This window comes from Mycobacterium sp., assembly GCF_035623875.1.
Taxonomy (GTDB): domain Bacteria; phylum Actinomycetota; class Actinomycetes; order Mycobacteriales; family Mycobacteriaceae; genus Mycobacterium.
The window spans coordinates 1-4159 of sequence record NZ_DASPSP010000242.1 but is presented as its reverse complement, the minus strand read 5'-3'; the positions used below and the strand labels follow the sequence as shown (position 1 = coordinate 4159).

The 4159-nt window shown below is 65.4% G+C and carries 5 protein-coding genes; all 5 read right to left on the bottom strand.

Going from position 1 to position 4159, the window contains the following annotated elements; translation table 11 throughout:
- A partial coding sequence (locus VEI45_RS19815) for a class II glutamine amidotransferase (protein WP_324856229.1) occupies positions 1-527 on the bottom strand: 527 nt, incomplete at its 3' end.
- Positions 528-529: 2 nt separating this feature from the next.
- Positions 530-1003, bottom strand: coding sequence for an SRPBCC family protein (locus VEI45_RS19810; protein ID WP_324856228.1), 474 nt, complete (start codon positions 1001-1003; stop codon positions 530-532).
- A 9-nt stretch (positions 1004-1012) separates the two neighbouring features.
- Entirely contained in the window at positions 1013-2071 is a 1059-nt protein-coding gene (locus tag VEI45_RS19805; protein ID WP_324856227.1) for a dihydrodipicolinate reductase, read from the bottom strand.
- Between the two features lie 18 nt (positions 2072-2089).
- Entirely contained in the window at positions 2090-3721 is a 1632-nt protein-coding gene (locus VEI45_RS19800) for a long-chain fatty acid--CoA ligase (protein WP_324856226.1), read from the bottom strand.
- Between the two features lie 122 nt (positions 3722-3843).
- Positions 3844-4159, bottom strand: a 316-nt coding sequence (locus tag VEI45_RS19795) for a YncE family protein (protein WP_414687540.1), incomplete at its 5' end; no start/stop codon positions are given.

The window sequence follows — 4159 nt, the reverse complement described above, 5'->3', positions numbered from 1 at the left end:
AGCAGCAGGTTGACCGCGTAGATCGGCACGTTGGCGGCCAGCCAACCTAGGGCGTCGACCAAACCGGCCGTCACATCCCCGCCATGCGCCCGGATCGATGCGGTGATCAACGCGAACACCCGCTCGGAGTCGGTCTGCCCCAAAACCAGGTCAGCCGTGCCCATTTCACGCAGCCGCTCGTCGAGCACATCGAGGCATTCCACCACGCCGTTGTGCGCCAAGATCCGGTCGTCTTGCAGGAACGGATGGGTGTTGACCACGTCGTGGGACCCGGTGGTCGCATAGCGAACATGCGCGATGAACGTGGTACCGGTCATATCGTGCGCTTCGGTGGCGAAGTCGACGTCCTGCCACGCGGCGATCGGCTGCTTGCGCACCTGCGGGTGCCCCTGGCCGTCAAAAACGCCCAGACCGGTGCCGTCCGGGTTTCTTCTGCTCTGCTGAGCGAGGTTGTCCGGCGCGTCCAGCAGCCAAAACGTGGCGGTGACAATGTTGGTTCCCGCGTGCAGCCCGAAAAGTCGGCACATGGTCAGCCGGTCAGCAGCGCTGACAGTGTTTCCAGCGATTGGCGTGCGTAGCCCTTCCAGAGCCGGCCCAACACCGGCAGCAACGGCGCGGTGAGCGCCGAGCGGGCATGAATGTTCCAGCGCCAGGTGACCTCGGTCGCGCTTCCGCTCGCGGTAAAACGCCACTCGCCGTCGGCGCGACTGATCAGCAATCCCAACGGGCCGGTGATCTGAGTCAAGGCGTAGCCGAACGAATGCGGTGGGTCGAGACGCGTCAGCTCTTCGTGGAAGCTTCCGCTGGGGGTCAGCATCACGACGCGGGTCTGCCCGGCCGAATCCCAGTCGCCGGTCTGATCGCGGACTTCTTTGATCGGCCCGATGGGCCCGTACCAGTGGCTGAAAATCTCTGTGAGCGGCAGCGGCAATGTGCCGGCGAAGGCCTTCTCGACGTCGACGGGTATGACGCGGGACTGCTCAACGGCCAAAGTGCTTGTCATGACGGCAGGCTACCGCGACAGCCGGGGTGCGGCCCGAGCGGTGATCAGCGGCAGGTCGAAGAAGCTTTGGATGCCGGCCGGGGCCGCGCACGTCGCCGGGACGGCGTTGACGCAATGCGCCGCGGTCGCGACGATGCCGGGGTTGCTCTTCAGCCCGGCCTCCACGCTTTCCGGCTGCCAGCCCTTGACCGTGATGAAGGCGTCCGGGTTGCCACGGACTTCGATTTCGTAGCGTTCCCCCGCGGGCCCGAACGACCAAGGCGGATCAAGGTTTTCCTCGCCCATCAACCAGTTCACCGTGATCCGGACGACCACCGTATCGCCGACTAAGGCCTCCCAGTGGAAGCGGCGCCCGGCGACCTGCCCCGGCTCGATCACCCCGATCGGTGAGTCGATCGGCGCGCTCGCCACGGCCACCTCCTGCGATGTGCGGATCTCGGGGTCGGCGGCGAAACCCAACCGGTCGACGCACAGCCGCACCGACTGGATGAAGCCGCCGTCAAGGATCTTCTGCATCGGCCCGGTCAACGCGCTGTCCGGTGTCCCGCCGAAACCCATCACATGGCGCAGCACATCCGGAGCGCCGTAGGTCCGCACGTCGGAAAACTCTTCGGAGCGAATGAAAGTCACGCCGGTGGACATCACTGACAGCAGCAACGGAAACAGTTCGGTCGCCGCACCGGGACCGATGCCGGCGCCGTGCAGGGTGGCGTTGCCGGCCTGCGCGGCGACCTCCAGCGGTGCCGCCTCCCGCTCGCTCGGGTAGAACCAGCCGACGGGTGTGACGACATTCTTGCCCGACCGCAGCAACGCCGCGACTTCGTCGGCGTTGGGCAGCAGCGGCGCATAGATCACCGCATCGGCGTCGAGCTCGAGGATGTCGTCGAGACTGTTGGTCGCGGTCACGCCCAGCGCCGGTATGCCGACGATCTCACCGACGTCCTTGCCGCTCTTGGCTTCTGAATGCACCCAGCAACCGGCGAGTTCGAGTTCGGGATGCTCGAGCACGCCTTTGATCGCGGCCACACCGACCGACCCCGTTGCCCATTGAATGACCCGCAGGCTCATCGTGCTCCTTCCCAGCCGCTAGTCTCGCGCCTCGCTGACCTGATATGCGTCGTCGGCGTACCGGGACCGGATCGTCTTCTTGTCGTACTTGCCGACGCTGGTACGGGGAATTTCACCGACGAATGTCCAGCGTTCCGGCAGCCACCAACGAACAACTTTGTCAGCCAGGTATTTTCGTAGATCCCTGGCGCTGACGGTGGAGCCTTCTTTGGCGACGACGACGGCGAGGGGCCGTTCCTGCCAGCGCTCGTCGGGAACCCCGACCACGGCTGCCTCGATCACGTCCGGATGCGCGACCAGGTGGTTCTCCAATTCGACCGACGAAATCCATTCCCCACCAGACTTGATCACGTCTTTGGCGCGGTCAGTCAGTGTGATGAAGCCGCGTTCGTCGATGCGGCCAACGTCGCCGGTACGCAGCCAGCCGGAGTCGAATTTCGACTCGTCGTGTCCCCGGTAGTAAGAACTGGTGATCCACGGACCGCGAACTTCCACCTCGCCAACGGCCTTATTGTCGTTGGGCAGCACCCGCCCGTGGTCGTCGACGATGCGCGCTTCCACACCACATACCGGCTGACCCTGGGTGGCGCGAAACGCCCAGTGCTGTTCTTCGGATGTACCCGGCGGCGGCCAGGCCAAGGTGGCCATCGGCGAGGTCTCGGTCATCCCCCACAACTGCCGGATCTGCACGCCGTGTTTTTCCTCGAAGTTGCGCATCAGCGACACCGGCACGGCCGAGCCGCCACAGGCGACAATCCGCAGCGTCGACATGTCGTGGTCGGGATCCTTCTCCAGGTGGTGCATCACGTCGTTCCAGATGGTCGGCACCGCACCGGCGACGGTGGGCCGCAGCGTCTCGACCATGTCGATCAGCGACTTGGCGTCCAGATGCCGATCGGGCAGTATCAGGTCCGCGCCCGCCATCAGCGCCGCGTACGGCAGCCCCCACCCGTTGGCATGGAACATCGGCACGATCGGCAGCACGCAATCGCTGGAACCGATTCCAATGCCGTTGTCGGTACAGGCGGCCATCGTGTGCAGATAGGTCGACCGGTGGCTGTAGACAACACCTTTGGGGTTGCCGGTGGTGCCGCTGGTGTAGCACATTGCCGCCGCGGAGTTCTCGTCGATGTCCGGCCAGTCGAACTCGGTTGATTCTTCGGCGATCACGTCGGCGTAGCGCAGCACGGTCTTGCCCGATCCACCCAGTGCCGACAGGTCACCCTCTCCGACCGCGATCACGGTGTGCACGGTGTCCAGCTCGCCGAGTATCGGCGTGAGCAGTTGGGCCAGCGACAGATCGACCAACACCACCTGGTCTTCGGCCTCGTTGGCGACGTAGACGATCTGCTCGGGAAAGAGCCGGATGTTCAGCGTGTGCAGCACGGCACCCATCGACGGCACGGCGGTGTACGCCGCCAGATGTTCGGCGTTGTTCCACATGAAGGTGCCGACCCGCTGATCGCCGGTAACACCGACGCGCCGCAATGCGTTCGCCAGCTGCGCGGCCTGCTGACCGAATTCGGTGTAGGTGCTGCTGCGGTAACCGCCCCCGGTGGCGGTGGTGACCGTGCGTGCCCCATGGACGCCGGTGGCGTGTCGCAGGATGGCGGTGATCGTCAACGGGAAGCTCTGCATGGTGCTGTACATTGATGGACCGCCCTAGGTTCTCACTACCTGCTATCCCGGGCCGGCCCGCCAAACGGCCGCCCCGGTGGCGATCATCGCATGCCCGACCAATCGCCTTGGCGGCGATGCAGCTGAGGCGCCTGCTAGGCCGGCGTCGGCTCGAGCCCAAGCAGGTTGGAAAGAGCCCACTGGTGCGGGGCGGTGGATATCTCGTCCGGCGTCAGCGCATCCGCCGACGTGGTTGTCGATGCGGTCGTCAGCACGGTGATCACGCCGGCGTAGTCGGCGATGTACAGGCGGCTCCCATCCGGGCTCTCGGTCACGCATGACGGCTGCGCACCGACCACGATGCTGCCGATAACGTCGTGCGTTGCGGTGGACCACACCGTGACGCCGTGGTCCCCGACGAGATATGCCCGGTGGCCGTCGCGACTCAACGCCAATTGCGTCAGCCAGCCG

Bases quoted from the DNA above. Each gene is read 5' to 3' on its own strand.
- VEI45_RS19810 (WP_324856228.1), bottom strand. From the start codon at position 1,003: ATGACAAGCACTTTGGCCGTTGAGCAGTCCCGCGTCATACCCGTCGAC.
- VEI45_RS19805 (WP_324856227.1), bottom strand. From the start codon at position 2,071: ATGAGCCTGCGGGTCATTCAATGGGCAACGGGGTCGGTCGGTGTGGCC.
- VEI45_RS19800 (WP_324856226.1), bottom strand. From the start codon at position 3,721: ATGTACAGCACCATGCAGAGCTTCCCGTTGACGATCACCGCCATCCTG.